This is a genomic window from Pseudomonas sp. JV245A (assembly GCF_032424515.1).
Lineage (GTDB): Bacteria > Pseudomonadota > Gammaproteobacteria > Pseudomonadales > Pseudomonadaceae > Aquipseudomonas > Aquipseudomonas protegens.
In genome coordinates, this window is sequence record NZ_VYKE01000039.1 from 13,479 (window position 1) to 34,389 (window position 20,911).

At 64.5% G+C, this 20,911-nt stretch carries 20 protein-coding genes; 8 read left to right on the plus strand and 12 right to left on the minus strand.

The annotated features are described in order from the left end of the window. Positions 1–31: 31 nt before the first annotated feature. On the minus strand, positions 32–721 hold the full coding sequence (gene phoB / locus F6S12_RS13555; protein WP_003177195.1) for a phosphate regulon transcriptional regulator PhoB: 690 nt from the start codon (positions 719–721) through the stop codon (positions 32–34). A 151-nt stretch (positions 722–872) separates the two neighbouring features. Between phoB and F6S12_RS13560 the strand changes: the two genes are divergently transcribed. Continuing rightward, positions 873–1,256 (plus strand): hypothetical protein, encoded by a 384-nt coding sequence (locus F6S12_RS13560; protein WP_011064274.1) that lies wholly within the window; start codon positions 873–875, stop codon positions 1,254–1,256. Between the two features lie 116 nt (positions 1,257–1,372). Here the strand turns inward: F6S12_RS13560 and ubiA are convergent, their stop codons facing one another. After that, positions 1,373–2,263: a 4-hydroxybenzoate octaprenyltransferase gene (ubiA, locus tag F6S12_RS13565; protein WP_011064273.1), complete on the minus strand. Its 891-nt coding sequence runs from the start codon at positions 2,261–2,263 to the stop codon at positions 1,373–1,375. Continuing rightward, entirely contained in the window at positions 2,263–2,826 is a 564-nt protein-coding gene (locus tag F6S12_RS13570; RefSeq protein WP_123431120.1) for a chorismate--pyruvate lyase family protein, read from the minus strand. The genes ubiA and F6S12_RS13570 overlap by 1 nt, the downstream gene beginning before the upstream one ends. A 215-nt stretch (positions 2,827–3,041) precedes the next feature. Here F6S12_RS13570 and F6S12_RS13575 point away from each other — a divergent pair, with 215 nt between their 5' ends. From F6S12_RS13575 to F6S12_RS13605, 7 genes are all read left to right on the plus strand, one after another. After that, positions 3,042–3,209: a rubredoxin gene (locus tag F6S12_RS13575; RefSeq protein ID WP_011064271.1), complete on the plus strand. Its 168-nt coding sequence runs from the start codon at positions 3,042–3,044 to the stop codon at positions 3,207–3,209. A gap of 42 nt (positions 3,210–3,251) precedes the next feature. Continuing rightward, on the plus strand, positions 3,252–4,400 hold the full coding sequence (locus tag F6S12_RS13580) for an NAD(P)/FAD-dependent oxidoreductase (protein ID WP_053154601.1): 1,149 nt from the start codon (positions 3,252–3,254) through the stop codon (positions 4,398–4,400). A 189-nt stretch (positions 4,401–4,589) separates the two neighbouring features. Next, positions 4,590–4,865, plus strand: coding sequence for an HU family DNA-binding protein (locus F6S12_RS13585; protein WP_011064269.1), 276 nt, complete (start codon positions 4,590–4,592; stop codon positions 4,863–4,865). A 164-nt stretch (positions 4,866–5,029) separates the two neighbouring features. Beyond that, positions 5,030–5,554 (plus strand): hypothetical protein, encoded by a 525-nt coding sequence (locus tag F6S12_RS13590; protein ID WP_041752690.1) that lies wholly within the window; start codon positions 5,030–5,032, stop codon positions 5,552–5,554. Further along, positions 5,542–5,913: a hypothetical protein gene (locus F6S12_RS13595; protein ID WP_123472611.1), complete on the plus strand. Its 372-nt coding sequence runs from the start codon at positions 5,542–5,544 to the stop codon at positions 5,911–5,913. Before F6S12_RS13590 ends, F6S12_RS13595 begins: the two co-directional genes overlap by 13 nt. 111 nt (positions 5,914–6,024) lie before the next feature. Continuing rightward, complete coding sequence (locus tag F6S12_RS13600; RefSeq protein ID WP_011064267.1) at positions 6,025–6,459, plus strand: DcrB-related protein; 435 nt, start codon at positions 6,025–6,027, stop codon at positions 6,457–6,459. 53 nt (positions 6,460–6,512) lie between these two features. Further along, a complete protein-coding gene (locus tag F6S12_RS13605) occupies positions 6,513–6,776 on the plus strand; it encodes a hypothetical protein (RefSeq protein WP_041120412.1) in 264 nt (87 codons plus the stop codon). Positions 6,777–6,795: 19 nt separating this feature from the next. Here the strand turns inward: F6S12_RS13605 and F6S12_RS13610 are convergent, their stop codons facing one another. The 9 genes from F6S12_RS13610 to tssE form a co-directional block, all read right to left on the minus strand. After that, on the minus strand, positions 6,796–7,167 hold the full coding sequence (locus F6S12_RS13610; protein ID WP_210457867.1) for a hypothetical protein: 372 nt from the start codon (positions 7,165–7,167) through the stop codon (positions 6,796–6,798). A gap of 46 nt (positions 7,168–7,213) precedes the next feature. After that, positions 7,214–7,858 (minus strand): hypothetical protein, encoded by a 645-nt coding sequence (locus tag F6S12_RS13615; protein WP_315868979.1) that lies wholly within the window; start codon positions 7,856–7,858, stop codon positions 7,214–7,216. A gap of 4 nt (positions 7,859–7,862) precedes the next feature. Beyond that, positions 7,863–12,320: an RHS repeat-associated core domain-containing protein gene (locus tag F6S12_RS13620; RefSeq protein ID WP_315868980.1), complete on the minus strand. Its 4,458-nt coding sequence runs from the start codon at positions 12,318–12,320 to the stop codon at positions 7,863–7,865. 9 nt (positions 12,321–12,329) lie between these two features. Beyond that, on the minus strand, positions 12,330–12,755 hold the full coding sequence (locus F6S12_RS13625; protein WP_053154590.1) for a DcrB-related protein: 426 nt from the start codon (positions 12,753–12,755) through the stop codon (positions 12,330–12,332). An 18-nt stretch (positions 12,756–12,773) separates the two neighbouring features. Beyond that, the gene (locus tag F6S12_RS13630) at positions 12,774–14,711 is read right to left on the minus strand and encodes a type VI secretion system Vgr family protein (protein ID WP_123472613.1); all 1,938 of its coding nucleotides are present in this window, start codon (positions 14,709–14,711) and stop codon (positions 12,774–12,776) included. A 130-nt stretch (positions 14,712–14,841) separates the two neighbouring features. Continuing rightward, entirely contained in the window at positions 14,842–17,517 is a 2,676-nt protein-coding gene (tssH, locus tag F6S12_RS13635; RefSeq protein WP_011064261.1) for a type VI secretion system ATPase TssH, read from the minus strand. Next, positions 17,510–18,562, minus strand: coding sequence for a type VI secretion system baseplate subunit TssG (gene tssG, locus F6S12_RS13640; protein ID WP_011064260.1), 1,053 nt, complete (start codon positions 18,560–18,562; stop codon positions 17,510–17,512). Before tssG ends, tssH begins: the two co-directional genes overlap by 8 nt. Next, positions 18,526–20,385 (minus strand): type VI secretion system baseplate subunit TssF, encoded by a 1,860-nt coding sequence (gene tssF / locus F6S12_RS13645; RefSeq protein WP_161466437.1) that lies wholly within the window; start codon positions 20,383–20,385, stop codon positions 18,526–18,528. Before tssF ends, tssG begins: the two co-directional genes overlap by 37 nt. Then, on the minus strand, positions 20,382–20,897 hold the full coding sequence (gene tssE, locus F6S12_RS13650; protein ID WP_011064258.1) for a type VI secretion system baseplate subunit TssE: 516 nt from the start codon (positions 20,895–20,897) through the stop codon (positions 20,382–20,384). The genes tssF and tssE overlap by 4 nt, the downstream gene beginning before the upstream one ends. Positions 20,898–20,911: the final 14 nt, after the last annotated feature.

Consider the following 20,911-nt stretch of genomic DNA (forward strand, 5'->3'; position numbering starts at 1 on the left):
TCGGCGTGCCGCTTGTCGCTTGCCGCTGCCGTCAGGCCTTGGTGGAAAAACGATAGCCGGTGCCGCGCACGGTTTGTACCAGATTCTCGTAGGCATCGCCCAGGGCCTTGCGCAGCCGGCGGATATGCACGTCCACGGTGCGTTCCTCGACGTACACATTGCCACCCCAGACCTGGTCCAGCAGCTGGCCACGGGTGTAGGCACGCTCCTGGTGGGTCATGAAGAACTGCAGCAGGCGATATTCGGTAGGGCCCATTTCCGCGGGCTTGCCGTCGATGGTCACCCGGTGGCTGATGGGGTCCAGCAGCAGGCCGCCGACTTCGATTGGCGCCTCGCCATCGGTAGGGCCGGCACGGCGCAGCACGGCCTTTAGGCGGGCCACCAGTTCGCGGGGGGAGAACGGCTTGGTGATGTAGTCGTCGGCGCCGACTTCCAGGCCCTGGATCTTGTTGTCCTCTTCACCCTTGGCGGTGAGCATGATGATCGGGATGTCCCCGGTCAGCTCGTCGCGCTTGAGGCGCCGCGCCAGCTCGATGCCGGAAGTGCCGGGCAGCATCCAGTCCAGCAGGATCAGGTCCGGCTTGCGGTCGACGATGATGGCATGGGCCTGCTGAGAGTTCTCTGCCTCCATGCAGTCATAGCCGGCCATTTCCAACGCAACGGCGATCATTTCGCGAATAGGCGCTTCGTCGTCAACGATCAGAATGCTTCTGCCAACCATGCTTGAACCTCTTGTCATTTAACTGTCTTGCGCCGCATTAGATAACGGAATTATTGCAGTCGTGTGACAGTATTTCAGGTCGCGGGGCGGGGTGCTGCTTCGTGGACTAAGCTTTGAGTCCGATTCCTGACAACCACAAAAGAAGGTTTCCATGACTCTGTTCAAGCAATCGTTGAAAGTCCTGCTGGTAGGCGCTGTCCTGGCCCTGCCGACATTCGCCATGGCCGCCGACCCGGCAATGAGCAAGGACGGCGTGCTGGTGGACCACAAGGGCATGACCCTCTACACCTTTGCCAAGGATGCCGACGGCAAGTCCATGTGCAATGACAAATGCGCTGCCAACTGGCCGCCGCTGATGGCCGAGGGCAGTGACAAGGCCATGGGCAAGTGGACGGTGATCAAGCGTGACGACGGCAAGATGCAGTGGGCCTACGACGGCAAGCCGCTGTACGGCTTCGTGATGGACAAGAAGGCCGGTGACATGACCGGCGAAGGCAAGATGGACGGCGCCTGGAAGGTCGCGAAATCCGACTGACCTCCCGCCGCCCTCCGGGCCATTGGCAGCTTGCGGCAGCGGCTACACCGATCTCTGTAGCCGCTGCCGAGCCATCGTGAAGCTGCGAAAAGGCCCATAGGGCCTTGCTTGACGGTCTAGCGCAACGCGTAGTCCAGCACCACCCCGACAAAGATCGCCAGGCCCGCCCAGTGGTTATGCAGGAAGGCCTTGAAGCACTTCATCCGGTCGCGATCGCGGGTGTACCAGAACTCCCAGGCGAAACACGCCGCCGCCACCGCCAGCCCCAGGTGGAACCAGCCCCCCAGATTGAACCGTGCCCCGGCCAGCAGCAGGCAGCCCAGGGACAAGCCCTGCAGGGTGAGAATGATCACCCGGTCGGCATCGCCGAACAGGATCGCCGTGGACTTGACCCCGATTTTCAGGTCATCGTCACGGTCGGTCATGGCGTAGTAAGTGTCGTAGCCCACGGTCCACAGCAGGTTGGCGATGTACAGCAGCCACGCGGTGGCCGGCAGTTCGCCGTTCTGCGCGGTGAAGGTCATCAGGATGCCCCAGGAATACGCCGCCCCCAGTACCACCTGCGGGTAATAGGTGTAGCGCTTCATGAAGGGGTAGCAGGCGGCCAGGGCCAGGGCGCCGAACGACAGCCAGACCGTGGTGGCGTTGGTGCACAGCACCAGCAGGAAGGCGGCGCCCATCAGCACCGCGAACAGTATCAGGGCCTCCTTGGCGCTGACTTTGCCGGTGGCCAGGGGCCGCTGGTCGGTGCGCTTGACCTGGCCGTCCACCTTGCGGTCGGCGAAGTCGTTGATGGCGCAGCCGCCGGCGCGGGTCAGCACCACCCCGAAGGTGAAGATCAGCACATGGCTCAGGGACGGCTGGCCCTCGGCGGCGATCCACAGCGCCACCAGGGTTGGCCATAGCAGCAGATAGATGCCGATGGGCTTGTCCATGCGCGCCAGTTGCAGGAAGTCCCAGGCCCGCGGGTGCAGGCGATTGAGGGATTTGAGCAGGCTCAGGTACATCAGCAGGCCTCCGGTCGGGCGTCTATGGCGGTCCACAGGCTGGGCAGGAAGATTTCCGCCACCAGCAGGCTCAGGGGGCCGCGGTCAAAGCGTGAGCGACGGCCCCACAGGCCGTTGTCGGCAACGGCAGCGGGCAGCCAGTGCCGGGGGTAGCGGCAGACTTCGATGGGCTGGCGGGTAAAGGCCTGGTCGCAGAACAGCAACTCGCCCAGGGAGCGGCTGCCCAGTTCGTCGATATTCAGGCCGCCTTCGAGCAGGGCGCTGCGGGCGGCGACGCTACGGGCGAACACCCAGGCCTGGCCGTGCCCGCGCAAGTACACCTCGCGCACCCAGCCTTCGCTCTGTTCGGGCAGGCCCAGGGCGGCGCATTCGTCGTTGCGCAGGGTTTGCCACTCTTGCACCAGCGGGGTGACGCTGAAGGCGTTGTGGGACAGCCGGGTCAGGCGCCGGGTCAGCGACCCTTCATCGAACAGCCAGTTGGCAACGGCTGTGCCGGGGAAGGGGGACAAACGGCTTTGCACCAGCCAGGTGGGGGCCGGGGCGGGGGGCATTGAGTGCGGCACAGTGGGTCAGTATTGGCAGCAAATGAGGCGGCGAGCTTAGCATGGCGATCGCCGGTTTTGATTGATCCAGGACGCCCGGCGGCACGAACGTGCTTGCATCTGCCGGTAGTGATCAGTAAAAAACCCCAGTGCCGGACGCTGATCAGCGTGGCCTTCTAGAGTCGATCCATCGACCGACCCACCGGCGAAGCCTGAACCCTTGAGGAAATGCATCAATGAAAAAGTGGCAATGTGTGGTCTGCGGCCTGATTTACAACGAAGCGGAAGGCTGGCCGGACGACGGTATTTTGCCGGGTACCCGTTGGGAAGATGTACCCGCGGACTGGCTCTGCCCGGACTGCGGCGTGGGCAAGATGGATTTCGAAATGATCGAGATCGCTTGATCGACTTTTGTGGCTTGAACAACCAATAACAAGGAGCAGGGAATGAGCGCACCGGTAGTGATCGTGGGGACGGGCCTGGCGGGTTACAACCTGGCCCGGGAGTTTCGCAAGCTCGACAGCGAGACGCCGCTGCTGTTGATCACTGCCGACGATGGCCGTTCCTACTCCAAGCCGATGCTGTCCACCGGCTTCGGCAAGAACAAGGACGCCGACGGCCTGAGCATGGCCGAGCCCGGCGCCATGGCCGAGCAGCTCAAGGCCGAGGTCCGCACCCACACCCGCATCAGCGGCATCGACCCGGGCCACAAGCGTCTGTGGATCGGCGAGGAAGCGGTGGCCTATCGCGACCTGATCCTGGCCTGGGGCGCGGAAACCGTGCGGGTGCCGGTGCAGGGCGACGCATCCGAACTGATTTTCCCCATCAATGACCTGGAAGACTACGCGCGCTTTCGCAGCGCCGCGGCCGGCAAGCGTCGGGTGCTGCTGCTGGGCGCCGGGCTGATCGGCTGCGAGTTCGCCAATGACCTGATCCTCGGCGGCTACAGCGTGGACCTGGTGGCACCTTGCGAGCAGGTGATGCCGACCCTGCTGCACCCGGCCGCAGCGGCGGCGGTCCAGGCCGGGCTGGAGAGCCTGGGCGCGCGCTTCCACCTGGGCCCGGTGCTCAACCGCCTGCAGCGCAGCGCCGACGGTCTGGAAGCCCACCTGTCCGATGGCCAGGTGATCGCCTGCGACCTGGTGGTCTCGGCCATCGGCCTGCGCCCGCGCATCGACCTGGCGGCTGCCGCCGGGCTGGTGGTCAATCGCGGAGTGGTGGTGGACCGCGAGCTGAAAACCTCCCACGCCAATATCTATGCCCTGGGCGATTGCGCCGAGGTCGACGGTCTCAACCTGCTGTACGTGATGCCGCTGATGAGCTGCGCCCGGGCGCTGGCGCAGACCCTGGCGGGCAAGCCGACGGCGGTCAGCTACGGGCCGATGCCGATCACCGTCAAGACTCCGGTCTGCCCCCTGGTGGTGTCGCCGCCGCCCCGTGGCGCCGAAGGCGTATGGACTGCAGAAGGGCAGGGGGCCGACATCAAGGTCCTGTGCCGCAACGCCGAAGGCCAGTTGCTGGGCTACGCCCTGACCGGGGCCGCGGTGATGGAAAAACTGGCCCTGAACAAGGAACTTCCTGCGTTGCTGGCTTAAATACCGGTCGTTCTGTCGGAATAACCCGGTTCTTGCCCTCACAAAGGTCGCGGGGAGACTGGCGCCACTCTCAAGCGCGTGCCATCCTCACACCCGTCTGCCGCAGCGTAGAGCCTGCGGCGCCTTGGGCGCTGTTCCCGTGAACAGCACGGACATAACAACAAAAAACCGTCAAAGAGGCTTCACACTATGCGTAAACCAGAACTCGCCGCAGCCATTGCTGAAAAAGCGGACCTGACCAAAGAGCAGGCCAATCGCGTGCTCAACGCCATTCTTGAAGAGATCACCGGGGCTCTGCACCGCAAAGACAGCGTCACCCTGGTTGGTTTTGGCACCTTCCTGCAACGCCACCGTGGCGCCCGCACCGGCAAGAACCCGCAGACCGGCGAGCCGGTAAAGATCAAGGCCAGCAACACCGTGGCATTCAAACCGGGCAAGTCGCTGAAAGACAGCGTCAACCCATAAGCATTGAGCGGGCTCCCGGCAGCGGGAGCACGCAGGGGAAATAGGCACGCCGAGCGCATCGGGTGCCTATTTTTTTGCCTGCCGTTTGCCCGCAGATGTTCTTGCGAAGCCGCTTTGGCGTGGCTAGGATGCGCGATCGTTCGATTTTTGATCTAAGGCCAAGGATGACCCGCCCCACTGACAGCCCCCTTTCATGGGCCGCCCTGCTGCACGGCCTGGCAAGCCCCGGTTTAGTTGCCCTGGTCGTGGGCTGCCTGTTCAGCCTTGGCCTGTCATCGGCCGCTGCCGGCAACGACTCGCGACTGGAGCAGATCGGCTATCGCGAGGCCCTCAGCTGGTTCCACAGCCAGAAATACGACAGTTCCGGCGCCTGGCTCTGCGGCTATTCCCTGGCCCGCGAGGACTACAGCGTGGCGCCCAGGGCTCCGCGCCTGCTGGTGGAAGTGGACCAGCGCTTTCTTTACCTCAAGACCGCCGGCCAGCTGGTGGAACTCACCGGCGCCGCCCAGGGCCCGGAACGCAGCGAGTACCAGAACACCGGCGCTCATATCCGGGTCACCCTGAACATCCTCAAGCGCAACAATTTCAGCGAGTACCAGGAGTCTCACGACCGCCAGGTGCTGGCGCGCATCGAGATGAACGACCAGGTCGAAACCCTCACCCTCAAGGGGCAATCATGCGGTACCTGAACCTGGCAGGCCTGGGCCTGCTGATCGCCTGCGCGGCCCCGCCCGCCCTGGCGGATGAATCGAACCCGGGCAAGGGTTGCTACGGCTACCTCACCGAACTGGTGCGCAGCAGCGATTTTCCCTACCGCGACTTCACCACCCCGGAGCACCTCAAGCTGCTGATCGACCGCGACGATGGCGACCAACTGAGCCTGCAGCTGTTCTACGAAACCTCCGGCAGCGGGATCATCGGCTGGGTCCGCTACGACGTGCCGCAGCAGGCCCTGTGGAACGTCAGCATCGATCCCGAAGAGCCCCAGGCCCTCAAGTTCGATCAAGGCTTCGCCCGTGCCTACGCGTCCTGCCTGGAAGCGCGTTGAGGGGCCACGGCCGCTGCGCAGAGTTGCCGAGTGGTTCCTTGATTGTTGCCGGCCGTTGCCTGAATATTTGCCACTCTCCGAATCACCCTTTCAGCATGGAACGCCAAACTCTTGTCCACCTACCGCATTCAAGAAGCCGATCTCGATATTCCTGACGCCTGGCAGGACCAGAGCATCAATATCTTCAAGCTGCCAGCCGTTGGCGGTGCCCAGGAAGCCAGCTTCGTCATCAGCCGCGACCCGAGCCAGGGCGACGCCGCCTTTGCCGATTATGTCGCCGCGCAGCTGAATGCTGCCGAGCAGCAACTGCCAGGTTTCAACCTGATCAAGCGCTGGGACTTCGACATGCAGGGCCATGCCGCCGTGCTGCTGGACTACAGCTGGAAACGCGAAGGGCGCGAGCTGATGCTGCGCCAGGTCTTCATCGAGCGTAAGCCGGCCGTGCTGATCACCACCCTGACCACCACGGTCAACGACCTGGTGCATCATGAGCCGGCCTGGAAACAGGCCATGCAGAGCCTCAAGCCGCAGCCTTCGAAAGCCTGATCGGTCAACCTGCCCTGAGGCGCATTGCCCGGTAGCCGAACTCTAGGAACCGCATGAAGTTCAACGATCTGTTCGTCAGTCGCGAGGAGATGTTCTCGATGGGCATCGAGGAATCCACCGGCCAGTACTACCTGACCTTTCCGGTGAGCCTTGGGGTGGTCGACTACGAGGAGTACTACGCCATCGAGCGCGCGACCTTCGAACTGTTCGAACAGGATCTGCAGGCCGCGCTGGCGTTCGTCAGCCGCGCCAGAAAGCGCGAGCTGGACGCGTTGCTGATCATCAAGCCGGGCAAGAATCGCGGCTCGGCGATTTGATCGGATTGCCCGCATGGGCTCAGGCATTGTTCCGATAAGGCCCGAAACGCCGTTCGGCGCTGTACAGCCCTAGCCCCTTGTCACCCTTGAAGCCCGCGTCGATCAAGCGGTCGGCCAGCGTTGCGCTGATCAACAAGTCCCCGGACTCCGGTTCCCGGGTGATCTGGCCCATGCCCGGGGCGTTCTCAAGAAACCAGGTCCTGTTGAAATAGAGCAGGGTGCCGTCATCGTCGCGCTCCGCTTCGGAACGCGCGTGGTCGATGGCGCTGACGGCTTGAATGGCGTTGACGATGTAGTACGGCTGGTTGATCTCCTGCTGGTCGGCCACCAGGCGCAAGGGCCGGATCAGCTTCGGGTTGGATTGGATCGGGGGCTTCCAGCTCAAGATCATCATCTGTTCCTACTGGTAATAGACTCCCGGCCAGCCTTGAACCCTGTCAGCTGCCGCGCTGCCAATGCAGGTGCTCACCGATCATGACCGTCGACAGGGTCTGATCTGGGTCATAGGCGAGGTCATAGTCGAGCTGCTTGAACCAACTGGTGGCGAAGGACGAGGCCCTGGCGACGCGCCCGGCTTGCAACTGGTCGACGCGGACGTACCAGTTACTGGGTGGCGTGACGGACAGGTAGTAGTTCAGGTTGTCGGCGCTATAGGTCCAGCACAGGGACATCAGGCGCGACTCCTCCGGTCGTGCTTCATAAATGTGCGCGTTGACGATCAGGGCCTTGCCATCGAACAGATGGCGATAGCGGATGTTTTCACCGTAGGTGGTCACGTCCTTGTCAAAGCGGCTGATGCTCAGGATCAGTTGTCCGTCGGCATCGAAACCATAGGCCTGCAGATTCTTCGACTCACGGTTGGCCTTGCTCAGCGACGCCAGGGGCTTTCCCTCCTTGCTGACGCTGGGGATCAAGCGTTCAAAGGGGATGAACTCCAGGGTCGGGCCTAGGGAATACTCCCAGCGGACCACGGCTTGCCTGATCGCCTGATAGTGCTGGTGAATTTGCGGTCCATAACGCTTGAACAGCTCGCCGAGGGTGTTGCGCCGGCTTTCAAGCTCCGGGTTGTGCATGACATTCATTGGGTTATTTCCCCCCGCAGGCGTTGAAGGATTTTTTCCACGAGCCGTTTTCCATTCTTCCCGTGATGTTGGCAAGCACGTTTCTCATGTTCAGATTCTTGCGCTTGGCGGATTTTAGGATCTTGTACAGCAGCTTGTCGTTTTCCTTGCCGTGAATATGAGTTCCACCGTGATAGTTGCCTGCCGCCTTCGCCGCGTCCTTGCCTGGGTGCCCAGGCTGGGCCAGTTGGTTGGGGTGCGTGCCCCAGAGTCTTGCACCGTTCTCTGGGATATCCGGGTGCAGCTTGGCGTCTTCGAGGATCTTGCGTGAGTTCTTGGCGTAGATATTGGTCGCATTCTCCTTGATCGCATGGTGCGGGGTTTGTCCCGGTGCCAGCGGTCGCCCGGCATTGGCCATGTTCTTGCCGAGTTCCTCGGCGGTCAGGCCCAGGGGATCGATCCAGATGGCCGTGCTGGGCCCATAGAGATAGAGGTTGAAACCACCTTCCAGTCCAATCGGGTCAGGTGTGGTAAAGCGGCCTATATCCGGGTCATAGAAACGCAAGGTGTTGTAGTGCAACCCGGTTTCCCGATCCAGGTACTGTCCCTGGAATCTCAGGTTCTGCTCTTCGAGGAAATGGGCTTCGCGCTGTTCTTCGAGACAGTTGCCCCAGACCTGATAGCGAGCCTGCCACAGCACATGCCCATCGGCTTCCGTCAACTGCTCGGGCAGGCCGTTGAGGTCATTGTGGTAATAGCGGATCTTTTGTTGTGCGCCGATACCATCGACTCGCGCCAGCACTTCATAGCCCTCGTCGGCATACAGATAGAGGCTGCTCAGGCCGTTTTTCTGCTCCTGCAGCAGTCGTAAGCCGTTCCAGGTGAAGCGGGTTTCGTTCAGTACCTGACCCTGAAGGTCGAGTTCGATCTTTTCGGTCCGCCGCCCCAGTGGGTCATAGCCCATGCGCACCAGGGTTTCCCGGGCTCCATCCTGGGTACGTACTTCCACCAGTCGATGTTCCGCGTCATAGCGCAGGTGCTGGATGCGTCGGCTGCCGCTGCGCTTTTCCACCACCCGGCCAAAGGCGTCGTAGCGATAGCGTTTGTCCTGGTAGGTCAGCAGCTTGTTATGGACCACCAGCCCGGCCCCGGCTTGCGGTCCGTCCAGCAGGTTGGCCGCGGCATCGTAGGCAAAGGTTTCGCTGGTGCCTTGAGGGCTGTCCTGGCTGGCCATGATCCGGCCAGTGGCATCGTAGTGCAGCAACTGCCGGTGCTCGCCCTGGGGTAGGCGATCGAGGCGCCCCACCAGCTGATTGGCGGGATCGTAGGCGAACTGCCGTTCCCGGGAGGCCGACAACCGTGGCTGCTGGCCCGTGGGGCGCCGCATACGCGAGCGCAAGCGGCCGGTGCGGTCATATTCGCTGTGGGTGCTGATCCGCCCCTGGGTGCGCAGGACTTCGCGGTGTAGGCGATCACGCTCGAAGTCGCTGATGAGCTGGCCGTCGAGGTTGATCTGATGCAGATGACCGCTGCCGTAATACAGCCGGTTGATCCAGCGCCCATCGGCCAGTTGGGTCTGGGTCAAGTTGCCCAGTTCGTCGTAATGGTGGCGCAACTCACCCGCCGCGCTTTGCTCCGTCAGAAGCTGGCCCAGGGCATCGTAGGTAAAGCCCAATGCGCGGCTCTGGCCATGCCGGTCGGTAAAGGTGGCGCCGAGCAGTTGATTCAGCGGGTCGTAGAGGTACTCGCTGCGGCCATCGTCGGTGACCTTGGCGACCATGCGCCCCACCGCATCCCGCTCGAACAGGTGGACGATAGAGGGGCTGGGGGGCGAGGCTGAATTGCCGTCCTGGGGCGCCGGGGTGAACTCCATCCTGACGGCGTTATCCATCGGGTCGTAGGCAAAACGCCGGGCACTGCCGTCGAGGTCGCGCTGCTCCAGCAGTCGATCGGCGGCGTCCCAGGTGAAGCGGTAGCTCTCGGCGTTCTCGTTGGTCAGCGTCTGCAGGCGCCCGTAAGTGTCGTAGTTGAAGTGGACACGCCGGCCATGGGCATCGATGCGCACCTGGAGCTTGCCGCGCCGATCGTATTCGTAGCGGCTGCTGTGTCCCGCCGGATCGGTGTAGCAAAGCAATTGACCGGCGGTGTTGCGCTGGTACTGCTCGATGCGGCCGTCGGCCAGTTGAATGCTCAGCAGACGCCCCTGTGGGTCGTGCTCGAAGGTCTGGCGCTCACCGAGGGCATCGGTCGCCACCTGAAGATAGCCGTGGCGGTCATAACTGAAGCGGGTGGGGTAGCCCGAGCAGTCGACGTATTTGAGCAACTGGCCCAGGTCATTCCAGGTCAGTTGCTTACGCTTGCCACCGGCATCGATGATTTCCACCACCCGACCATGATGGTCGTAGCGATAGCGGGTGCTATTACCCAGTGGGTCGGTTTCGCCAATGCAATTGCCACGCTTGTCGTACTGGTAGCTCCAGCTGTTGCCGGCGGCATCGGTTTCTGTCAGAGGCAGCGACCAATGCTCAAGCCACAGGGTCGATTCGTTGCGGCCCAGGGGATCGACATGGCTACACAGGTTGCCGGTTTCGTCGTAGCTGTACTGATACTGGCCGCCCTGCGGGTCCGTGGCGCCGAGTAACTGGCGCTCTTCGTTCCACTGGAACCGCCAGACCTGGCCAAGCTTGTCCTGGTATTCGGTGATCTGGTGCTGAGGGTTCCACTTGCGCAGGCTCTGACGCTGCAAACCATCGGTGATGCGGGTAATACCGGCTTGCAGGTCGTAGTCGAAATGGTACTCGTCACCGGCGTCGGTCCAGTGCCGGACCACGCGCCATTCGCGCTCATCGACCCGGGCCCAGGCGTAAAAACAACGCAAGCCGGTGGGCAGTTGATGCTCCACCATGCGCTGCTGCGGGTCATAGGCAAAGCGTCGGCTGACTTGGCCACTGGCATCGCGCACCTGGGCGAGATTGCCCTGGGTATCGTAGTCATAACTGGCCAGGACCTCGCGCTGCTGGTCGGCGTGCAGCCGCTCGATCCGCGCCAGCCGTCCTGGCCATTGGTTGCTGGGAATCAGCTCCACCTGGAGCAGGTCGAAGCTGTCCCGCAGGCGGGTGATGCGTCCACTCGGGTCGTAGTCGAGATGGATCCGGTTGTCGTTGCGATCCCCCAGCAGGCTCAGGCGCAGTCGCAGCGGGTTGCCGGGGCTGGGCTCGAACAGCCGATACACACCATCGCTGCTTTCGATCAGCAAGCGGCCATCGGTATTGCGCCTTACGCTCAGGCCGGTTCCGGGGCTGAACGTGGCGCCACCCGGAGCAATCGAGCCCATGTCGATCTGGCGTCCCTGCTCATCGGTGTAAAGCAGCCGTTCGCCTCCTTCGGGATGCGTCTCGATCTGCACGCTGACTTCGAAGTGCACGCTCCATCCGGTCCCGAACAGGCCGTCCTGGCGTTCATCGCGACTGTTGTAGAAGCGCTGCCAGGCGATCGGCAGCATGCCAGGGAGGACGAAGTCCAGGTCATCCTCGCCACCCAGCACCTTGGCCCCAGTCGCGGCATGCACCGGATTGGGCGAGCCGGCGATGGCCTGGGTCAGGGCCCCCGAAGCCTGGCTGACAACAAACGAATTGACCCCGGCCATCAGCATGCACGGCAGGTTGGCCTTGAACTTGCCCTTGCCGCCCTTGAGCATCATCAGCACGGTCACCGCCAGGCCCACCCCCGGGGTCTTGCCGCTACGGATCTCGCGCACCACCACCGAGCCACCGCCGATGGTCACGTTCGGGGAGATAGGCCCGGCCGACACTACCTTGGCATCGCAGGTGCTGCGGTCGCCGCTGCGTACTGCCGGCTGGCCGTCGATGCTGACCTTTTCCGAGCCTTCAGCCAGATACTGCACCGGCATCGGCGGGTGCTTGGTGCAGGTCACCAGGTCCAGTTCCTTGGTCTGGGAGCCTGGCGCCGGGGAGGCCACGGTGGGCCGCCACATCTGCGAGAAAAACTCCTTGGCCATGTCGAGGAAACCGGGCCCTTCCTCGGGCGTTGCCGACGGGGTGTCGGTGGCTTCGCCTTCTTCGGCGCCGTCGCCGCTGATCTGTGTCGGCGGTGCGATGCCGGCCGCGCGGGCCGCCGGCTTGTTGTTGGTCAGGACCTTTTTCGAGCCGCTGGCGATGGTGGCCTGGATCGAGGGCGGGAACAGGGCGTTGGCGATACCCTCGCATAAATTGCTCAGGCCCTTGTCGGCTCCGGTCTTGCTCATGACCACACCGACGACGACGCCCACCACCAGCCCCAGCACACAGGCGCCGAGGCCGCCGGTGGCCACGGTGATGCCTGCCGCCGCGGCTACTGCCATGGTCGCCAGGGCGCCGATGGCAACGTTGGCCGCCACCTCCAGCACACCGCCGAGAATGTCGGCCATCATCGAGGTGTGTTCCAGCCCGTCACCCAGGCGGGCGGCCCACAGTGCGTCAGACATGGCCCTGCCTCAGCCCAGCACCAGGGTGTTCTTGATCTGCGCCCAATGGGCGGCTTCCGCGTCGCCGAGCTTCTGTGCCTTGACGTAGCTCATGGCGAGCATCTGTCGGGTGCCGGGCAGCACCAGGGCCAGCTGGAACTGGAACACCTGTTCTTTGCCCTTGTTGAACTGGCTGCGCAGCTCCAGGCCCTGGATGTCCTGGGCCGGGCCCAGCAGCACCGGTTGCGGAGCCTGGCAGCGCAGGTCCTGGACTTGCTGCTCCAGCCGCTGCAGCTGGCTGGCCAGGTTGCTCTCCAGGGTTTCGCCGTCCCCCAGCAGGCTGCGGCTGACGATCAGCGAAGTGCCCAGGGCCGGGAACTTGAGGATATTGATCGAGGCGTCCTGCAGTTCGCCGGCAGGCAGCTGGAACTGCAATTCATTGAGGCGATAGGTCATGGCATGGGCGTCCGTTCATTAGCCTTTGGGGGCGGAAAAGGGGGCTTTGGCCTTGGCGCTGATGGCGCCCTGCACACCCTGGCCCTCGGTGGTGGTGCCCGGGCCGCCGCCGTTGTTCAGGTGCAGCACGCCACCGGTATTGATCTCGGCATCGGCCGAGGCATGCACGCTGATGTTGACCCCGCACAGGTTGATCTGGCCGCTGGCGTTGAGCTCCAGGATGCTGGCCCCGCATACCAGGCGCAGGCGCTCGCCGACCTCGATCACATAGCTCTGGCCGACGCTGTCGAGCTTCTTCTCGCCCACCCGCAGCTCATCCACGTGCTGGACGATGCGCGTGCGCTTGTTGCCGATGGTCACGTACTCGTCGTGGCCGATGCTCTTGTTGCGGTTGTTGCCCACCGAATGGCTTTCGTTGACCTCGACCACGATGTCCTGGTTGCGCTCGGCGTGGATGTACAGCTGCTCCGCACCCTTTTTGTCTTCCATGCGGATTTCATTGAAGTTGGCCGGGCTGCCGCCCTTGCTCGAACGGCTCTTCATGCCGCTCTGGGTGGCGTTGGCGGGCAGGTCGTAGGGCACGGTCTGTTCGGCGTTGTAGACCCGGCCGGTGATGATCGGGCGGTCGGGATCGCCTTCCAGGAAGCTGACGATGACTTCCTGGCCGATGCGCGGGATCTGCATCGAGCCCCAGTTCTTCCCGGCCCAGGCCTGGGACACGCGAATCCAGCACGAGCTGTTTTCGTTGGACTGGTCGTGGCGGTCCCAGTGGAAGTGCACCTTGACCCGGCCGTACTGGTCGGTCCAGATCTCTTCCCCGGCCGGGCCCACCACTCGCGCGGTCTGCGGGCCCTGGACCATGGGCTTGTGGGTGGTGGCCAGGGGGCGGAAGCTCTGCTGGGCGTCGATGCAGGTCAGGTGGCTCTCGAACTGCGCCGAGCCGCCGCCAGCGCCGCTCTCCAGGCTTTCCTGGACCAGGTAGTAGCGGATGCTGACGATCAGGTATTCGCGGTTCTGGTCCTGGCGGCTGAAGCCGGTGAGGCTGAACAGGTTGCCCACCCCCAACCCCCGGGCGTTGCCGCTGAGCTCGATGCGCTCATGCAGGCTTTGCAGGGCCTCGATACGGGTCTGGGCATAGTGCTCGCCGTCGCTGCTCTGCACGTAGGTGCCGGGGTAGTCGTAGAGCGGGTAGTCGCCGGCGCTGTGGGGCCGCGGCATGGCCGAGCGCACGTCGATCCGGGCGCTGGGGCGCTGGAAATCATAGTCGTTGAGCTCCAGCGAGCCGGGCTGCACCTCCTGGGCCAGGTGCCAGTCGAACATGTGGTCGCGCTCGCGCTGCTGCTCGTCTCGCGGGTAGTAGGGCACCGAGGCGTAGCCGGGCACGCTGCTGTGAGCGCCATAGGCGTCGGCCAGCACCACCACGTGGCGGTCCTTCTCGTGGCGGAAGAAGTAGTAGATACCTTCCTGTTCCATCAGCCGGCTGACGAAATCGAAGCTGGTCTCGCGGTACTGCACGCAGTACTCCCACTCCCGGTAGGGGCGGCTCAGGGCGTCTTCGAAATCGGAAAAGCCCAGGTCGCGGAACACCTGCTTGATGATCTGCGGGATGCTCAGGTTCTGGAAAATCCGGCAGTCGGAGGTGCGACTCAGCAGCCACAGCCAGGGGCGCAGCGTCACCTCGTAGCTGGCGAACTGGCCGGTGTCGATGTTCTGGCTGCAGCGCGCGACGATGCCGTGGAAGTACCGCTGGCCGCCGCCGTCCAGCTGTACGCTGAGGCCCATGGGCTTGCCCAGCAACTGGTTGAGGTCGATGTTGGCGTCACTGGAGGCCAGTTGCAGCTGGTAGTCGAACAGCCGCCCCAGCTCCTCGCCGCCGCCCAGGCTCTTGAGCAGCAGGACGTCCGGGCCCAGGGGGCAGTTGACCTGTGCCAGTCGTGTGGATTGCTGAAATAACATCGTCAGTCTCGTTGAATGCGTGGTGTGCCAGGTCAGCCCCCTGCAGGAGCGAGCGTGCTCGCGAAGGCGCCAGGTCCATCACCGTGGCGGTCGCTTCGCTGGCAAGCCGGCTCCTGCGCAGGGCGTGGGGTCAGGCCGGCTCGCTGAAGTCGTAGTGCAGTTCGTTGTCGCGCTGGCTGATGCGCACCCCGGCCAGGGCGCGGCCTTCGAGCATGCGGTTGAGGAACTCGCGGCTCATGTCCGGCAGCAGGCTGTTGGTCAGGATGGCGTCGATCATCCGCCCGCCGCTTTCGGTCTCGGTGCAGCGCGAGACGATCAGGTCGATGACCTCGTCGTCGAAATCGAAATCCACCTTGTGGGTGCTTTCCACGCGCTTCTTGATCCGCCCCAGTTGCAGGCGGGTGATGGCCTTGAGCATCTCGTCGCTCAGCGGGTAGTAGGGAATGGTCACCAGGCGCCCCAGCAGTGCCGGCGGGAAGATCTCCAGCAGTGGCTGGCGCAGGGCCTTGGCGATTTCCTCCGGCTCGGGCACCGCCTGCGGGTTCTTGCAGACGTTGGCGATCAGCTCGGTGCCGGCGTTGGTGGTGAGCAGGATCAGGGTGTTCTTGAAGTCGATCATGCGGCCTTCGCCGTCTTCCATGACGCCCTTGTCGAATACCTGGAAGAAGATCTCGTGCACGTCCGGGTGGGCCTTTTCCACTTCGTCCAGCAGCACCACGCTGTAGGGCTTGCGCCGTACCGCTTCGGTGAGCACGCCACCTTCGCCGTAGCCGACATAGCCCGGCGGGGCGCCCTTGAGGGTGGACACGGTGTGGGCTTCCTGGAACTCGCTCATGTTGATGGTGATGACGTTCTGCTCACCGCCATACATGGCTTCGGCCAGGGCCAGGGCGGTTTCGGTCTTGCCCACCCCGGAAGTGCCGGCCAGCATGAACACGCCGATCGGCTTGTTGGGGTTGTCGAGGCCGGCGCGGGAGGTCTGGATGCGCTTGGCGATCATCTGCAGGGCGTGGTCCTGGCCGATGATGCGTTTCTTCAGGTGCTGGTCCAGGTTGAGCACGGTTTCCAGCTCGTTGCGGGCCATGCGCCCCACTGGAATGCCGGTCCAGTCGGCGACCACCGAGGCCACGGCCTGGTAGTCCACGGTCGGCAGGATCAGCGGGGTCTCGCCTTGCAGAGTGCTGAGGCGCTGTTGCAGGTCCACCAGTTTTTCCCGCAGGCCGTGGCTGTCGTCGCCGACGTCGCTGTCCACTAGGCCGACGTTTTCCCGCAATTGGGCGCGGGTTGCCAGCAGTTCGTCCACCAGGGTCTTCTCTTGTGCCCAGCGACTTTCCAGCTCGGCCAGGCGCTCGCGCTCGGCAGTCAGGAGGTTCTCGCTGTTGACCTGGCGGTTGCCAATGGCAACGCCGATCGCCTGTTCCCGGGCGATGATCTGCAGCTCGGTTTCCAGGGCCTCGATGCGCCGGCGGCTATCGTCCACCTCGGCCGGCACGGCGTGCAGGCTGATGGCGACGCGGGCGCAAGCGGTATCCAGCAGGCTGACGGATTTGTCCGGCAACTGGCGCGCGGGAATGTAGCGATGGGACAGTTTGACCGAGGCCTCCAGGGCTTCGTCGAGGATCTGCACCTGATGGTGCTGTTCCATGGTCGAGGCCACGCCGCGCATCATCAGCAGCGCCTTGTCTTCCGAAGGTTCGGCTACTTGCACCACCTGGAAGCGCCGGGTCAGGGCCGGGTCTTTCTCGATGTGCTTCTTGTACTCGGCCCAGGTGGTGGCGGCCACGGTGCGCAGGGTGCCACGGGCCAGGGCCGGCTTGAGCAGGTTGGCCGCGTCGCCGGTGCCGGCGGCGCCACCGGCGCCCACCAGGGTGTGGGCTTCGTCGATGAACAGGATGATCGGCTTGGGCGAGGCCTGGACGTCCTCGATGACCTGGCGCAGGCGCTGTTCGAACTCGCCCTTCATGCTGGCGCCGGCCTGCAGCAGGCCGACGTCGAGGCTGCGCAGTTCAACGTCCTTGAGCGCCGGCGGCACGTCGCCGGCGACGATGCGCAGGGCGAAACCTTCCACCACCGCGGTCTTGCCCACCCCGGCTTCACCGGTGAGGATCGGGTTGTTCTGCCGGCGGCGCATGAGGATGTCCACCAGTTGGCGGATCTCTTCGTCACGGCCGACGATGGGGTCGAGCTTGCCGCTGCGGGCCTGTTCGGTGAGGTCGACGGTGAAGCGCTTGAGGGCTTCCTGCTTGCCCAGGGCGCTGGGGGCCATGGCGCCGCTGGCTTCGCCGGGCACCGCACCGGCACTGAAGCCGTCGCTGGCGCTCAGGGCGTTTTCCGGCGAGTCGCCGATGTATTCGTCAAAGCGCTCGCACAGGGTCTCGACCTTGATCTTGTCGAACTCGCGGGACAGCCCCAGCAATGCATGGCGCAGGCTCGGGGTCTTGAGGATGCCGATCACCAGGTAGCCGGTGCGCACCTGGCTTTCGCCGAACATCAGGCTGCCGTAGACCCAACCGCGCTCCACCGCCTCCTCGACGTGGGACGACAGGTCGGTGATCGAGGTCGAGCCCCGGGGCAGGCGGTCCAGGGCCTCGGTCAGGTCCTTGGCCAGGCGCGCCGGCTCCAGGTTGAACTGGCGGATGATGCGGTGCAGGTCCGAGTCCGTAAGTTGCAGCAACTGGTGAAACCAGTGGGCCAGTTCCACATAGGGGTTGCCCCGCAATTTGCAGAAGACCGTGGCGGCTTCGATGGCTTTGTAGGCAACGCTGTTGAGTTTGCCGAACAGCGCCGCGCGACTGATTTCACCCATGCTCTGTGCTCCTTGGTGTACGTGAGGTAGTGGCCAGGTCGGCGTAGTGCCGGGCCAGTATTAGATCCTTGGCATCGCTGCCGGGTTGGCCGAGCCAGGTGTTGAAACCCAGGCGCTGGCGGCCGTTGAGTTGCAGCTTGGGCACTTCGTCCTTGAGCAGGACCAGGTTCAGGTCCCAGTCCAGCTCGAAGCCCAGGTATTCGGCGGCCCAGGCCACCAGTTCCTGGAATTGCTGGCCGTCGGGCAGCATCCCCAGGTAGTCGTCCAGTTTCATCGGGCCGAGGCGGATGCGGAACTTGTGCTGGCGGTCCCAGACGTGGCTGCCCAGGCAGAAATCCACCCCCAGTTGATGGGATTGCACCCCGACCCGGCTGCGTTCGGGCAACTCCAGCCACTGGCCGACATATTCCTCGATCTGCACCGGCAGGCCGAAATACTCGCTGATGATCGCCCGCAAGCCGTCCGGGTAGCGGGTCTGGGCCGCCAGGTGGCCGCTGTAATGCAGCTTGGCGGTGTCGGCTATCAGACCCTGCTTGAGCAGGCTGGGCATGCCCCGGCCCGACAGCGCCGCCAGCCGCGCCGACCAGTAGTCGTCGTCCGGGCGATCGTGGCTCACCGTCGGCCGGGCTTCGGCCCAGGCCCGATAGAACAGGCTCAGCAGGCGGTGGTGGAACACATCGAGAAAGCGCTTGCTGGTGCTGTCGGCGTTGTTGCGCTGGCGCTCGCGCACGTATTCGGTGATGTGCAGCGGCAGCGGCCCGTTGGGCCCGCCGAGGCCGAAGAAGAACTGCTCCAGGCGGGTCGCGGCGCCGTCGCTGCCGGGGGTGACCGAGGCCAGGGTGGCCGGGGCGAAGCTGCAGTCGGCCTGCTGTCCCAGGCGCAGCGGATCGTCCGCCAGGCGCACGGAGTGACCGAAGCGCGGCAGTTGCGGCGACAGGCATTCGATACGCCGCAGGGCCTGGAAGAAGTCGTACTCCCAGGGCTCGGCGTGCATCGCCGTCAGCGTATTCAAAGAGTCGGACGACGTCCGGGCTTGGCTTTCCATCGCATGATCTCGCCGCGTTCGGTGGTACGGATCACCGTCTCGGTAAAACTGTTGATCGACACATAACGTGCCAGGAAGCGCTCGAATACCGCGCCGAGCAGAAACACCCCGGTGCCGCGGAACGCGTTTTCATCGAACTCCAGGGTGATCTCCAGGCCCCGGCCGAAGACGATCGGCCCGGGCATCGGCAGGCGCCGGGTCACCGCCTTGCTGCTGACTTCCCGCAGGCCCTCGATCTGCAACTGCAGGGCCGCGTCGTTGCTGTCGCCGTACAGCCGCAGCAGTTCGCGCAGGGCCGCCGCGCCCTGGCCCTGTTCGCTCAGGGACAGGTAGTTCAGCGACAGCTGGCTGATCAGGCGCCAGGCCTTGCCGTCGTGGGCATGGCTGGGGCGCGGCCGGCTCGGGCCCGCCAGGCAGCGGATGGCCTGTACCGGGGCGCTGTCGGCCAGGGTGAAGTCGGTCTTGCCGTTGCCGGTGTTCATGAACAGTGGCAGGTCGCGGTTGGTGCACAGCGCGCTGACCCCGAGCTGGCGCAGGTCGTGGCGATAGGGCGCCTGCTGGCTGTCCACCAGGCTGACGAAGGATTCGCTGCCGATGTAGGTGGAGCGCGGGCCGTTGCGACGCTGGTCGCTGGACAGCACCCGCGGCTCGCGCCGGACGATGTAGTAGGACTGGTCGCGGCCGTAGCGGGATGGATCGCGCACGGCGTAGAACGGCAGGAACGGCTGTTCCGGGCCGGTGCCGTGGCCGCTGATGGCGGTCAGCGAGTGGACCTCGAAATCCATCGGTCGGGTGCGGTCGGCGATCACATGGTGCTCGTTGACCCGGTCGGACAGGTGGATACGGTCCAGGCGCTTGGGAAACAGGTTGATCGCCGGGGTGCAGAAGGGCACGAACTGAGCGGTGCCGACGCTGCCTTCCAGGCTCTGGTCGAAGCGCTCGAAGAGCACGATCAGCTCCAGCTCCTGGCCGGCGCAGCGCTGGACCGCGCGCCCCAGCTGGGCGAATTCGACGAACAGAAAGCGGTTGGACAGGGCGAAGTATTCCTGCAGCAGGCGGTAGCCCTGGAAGGCCTGGGGCACCACCGGCAGCGCCGCGTCGCGGTCGTCGAAACCGCGCGAGCGCAGGGCGTCCGGGGGCAGGCGCTCGACCCAGTCGCCGCCCGGGGCCCGGGCGAACACCGCGCAGACGTTGCCCAGCAGTTGTTCGTAGAGGCGGAACGGCTGTTCGTCATTGCCGTTCAGGTACAGCGGCAACTCGTCCAGGGCCAGGCTGTTGAACGGCAGTTCGGCGCCGGTGCGCAGGGTCAGGCGCAGCCCGGCCTTGGCCCTGGGCTCGCTGGCGGCCAGGCGCCCGAGCACTGCCGACGGGTTGCCGAAGTATTCGGCCTGGGCCACTTGCAGTGGCCACAGGGTCACCGAGTGCGCGGTGCGGTATTCGCAGCAGGTCTGGGTATCGCGGCCCAGGGCGGCGCGCAGGCTGGTGTCGCGCTCCAGGGTGAAGCCGCTGCTCAGGGAACCTTCGTCGGGATCGGCCTGCAACTGCACCACGGTCATCGATGGGGTCGGTGCCAGGTAGTGCGGGTAGGCGATCTCCAGCAGGTTGTGGGTGAAGGTCGGGTACTCGGCGTCGAGCTTGAGCTGCACCCGGGCAGTCAGGTAGGCGAAGCCCTCCAGCAGGCGCTCGACATAGGGGTCGGCGCAGTCCATGCCCGACAGGGTCAGGCGGCTGGCGATCTTCGGGAATTCCTTGGCGAACTCCGCGGCGCTTTCGCGCACGTGGTGCAGTTCCTGGTTGTACAGCTCCAGCAGGCGCGGGTTCATGAGCGCCTCCGGGAGTCGGCGTGCACCACTCGTACGTGGCCCGATTCCAGGTCCATGTCGGTTTGCAGCAGCAGGCGCAGGGGCATCGGCTGGGCCCAGAGGTCGCCTTCGATCTCGAAGCTCAGGGCGTTGTGGTTCATTTCCCCGGGCGCGGTGCGTGCGCGTACCCGCAGGGTGCTGCGCAGGATGCGCGGCTCAAAGGTGGCGATGGCCTGGTGGATCAGCGCCTCCAGGGCCGGGATATCGATGCTCGAAGCGCTGTACCCGGCCAGGGCCGGCAGGCCGTAGTTGACCACCGAAGTACCGGCGGGGGTGTGCAGGGTGGCGTCGGCTTCCAGCAGGGAAGTGGTGTTGAGCAGCCAGGCCAGGTCGCGCAGTACCGAGGCCTTGAGCTGGCTCAGGGACAGCACGCGTTTGTCCGGGCTTTCTTTCAGGTTGCCGGGTTCATCGTCGGTCAGACGATCCAGCAGGGAGGGTTGCAAGCGATCGCGGGCGGCGATGTCGGTTACCAAGGGGTTCGCTCCAG

Coding starts and splice junctions, on each gene's coding strand:
- phoB (WP_003177195.1), bottom strand. CDS start 721: ATGGTTGGCAGAAGCATTCTGATCGTTGACGACGAAGCGCCTATTCGC.
- F6S12_RS13560 (WP_011064274.1), top strand. CDS start 873: ATGACTCTGTTCAAGCAATCGTTGAAAGTCCTGCTGGTAGGCGCTGTC.
- ubiA (WP_011064273.1), bottom strand. CDS start 2,263: ATGTACCTGAGCCTGCTCAAATCCCTCAATCGCCTGCACCCGCGGGCC.
- F6S12_RS13575 (WP_011064271.1), top strand. CDS start 3,042: ATGAAAAAGTGGCAATGTGTGGTCTGCGGCCTGATTTACAACGAAGCG.
- F6S12_RS13580 (WP_053154601.1), top strand. CDS start 3,252: ATGAGCGCACCGGTAGTGATCGTGGGGACGGGCCTGGCGGGTTACAAC.
- F6S12_RS13585 (WP_011064269.1), top strand. CDS start 4,590: ATGCGTAAACCAGAACTCGCCGCAGCCATTGCTGAAAAAGCGGACCTG.
- F6S12_RS13590 (WP_041752690.1), top strand. CDS start 5,030: ATGACCCGCCCCACTGACAGCCCCCTTTCATGGGCCGCCCTGCTGCAC.
- F6S12_RS13595 (WP_123472611.1), top strand. CDS start 5,542: ATGCGGTACCTGAACCTGGCAGGCCTGGGCCTGCTGATCGCCTGCGCG.
- F6S12_RS13605 (WP_041120412.1), top strand. CDS start 6,513: ATGAAGTTCAACGATCTGTTCGTCAGTCGCGAGGAGATGTTCTCGATG.
- F6S12_RS13610 (WP_210457867.1), bottom strand. CDS start 7,167: ATGATCTTGAGCTGGAAGCCCCCGATCCAATCCAACCCGAAGCTGATC.
- F6S12_RS13615 (WP_315868979.1), bottom strand. CDS start 7,858: ATGAATGTCATGCACAACCCGGAGCTTGAAAGCCGGCGCAACACCCTC.
- F6S12_RS13620 (WP_315868980.1), bottom strand. CDS start 12,320: ATGTCTGACGCACTGTGGGCCGCCCGCCTGGGTGACGGGCTGGAACAC.
- F6S12_RS13625 (WP_053154590.1), bottom strand. CDS start 12,755: ATGACCTATCGCCTCAATGAATTGCAGTTCCAGCTGCCTGCCGGCGAA.
- F6S12_RS13630 (WP_123472613.1), bottom strand. CDS start 14,711: ATGTTATTTCAGCAATCCACACGACTGGCACAGGTCAACTGCCCCCTG.
- tssH (WP_011064261.1), bottom strand. CDS start 17,517: ATGGGTGAAATCAGTCGCGCGGCGCTGTTCGGCAAACTCAACAGCGTT.
- tssG (WP_011064260.1), bottom strand. CDS start 18,562: ATGGAAAGCCAAGCCCGGACGTCGTCCGACTCTTTGAATACGCTGACG.
- tssF (WP_161466437.1), bottom strand. CDS start 20,385: ATGAACCCGCGCCTGCTGGAGCTGTACAACCAGGAACTGCACCACGTG.